1 protein-coding gene is annotated in these 283 nt (G+C 65.4%); it reads left to right on the top strand.

Going from position 1 to position 283, the window contains the following annotated elements; genetic code table 11:
* Window positions 1–283: porin (locus DBV14_RS33995; protein ID WP_260397168.1), on the top strand; the 283-nt coding region annotated here is incomplete at both ends.

Raw genomic sequence — 283 nt, forward strand, 5'->3', positions numbered from 1 at the left:
CGGCCGTTATGTCGGTGGCCGCTTCGGCTATGCCAACGGGCCGCTCGACGTGGCACTGGCCGTGGGGCAGAACGTGGCGGTCGACACCACCTCGCTCACGCGCAAGGTGCAGACCGTCAACCTCGGCGCGTCGTACGACTTGGGGCCGGTGAAGCTGTTCGGCGAGATATCGAATGTGCAGAACAAGTTCGACACCTTGCTCGGCAACAGCCACGACAGCTACAAGGGCTACCTGCTGGGCGCGAGCATGCCGGTGGGCGCGGGCCTGATCCGCGCTTCGTAT

This window comes from Variovorax sp. KBW07, from assembly GCF_003852515.1.
Classification (GTDB): Bacteria; Pseudomonadota; Gammaproteobacteria; order Burkholderiales; family Burkholderiaceae_C; genus Variovorax.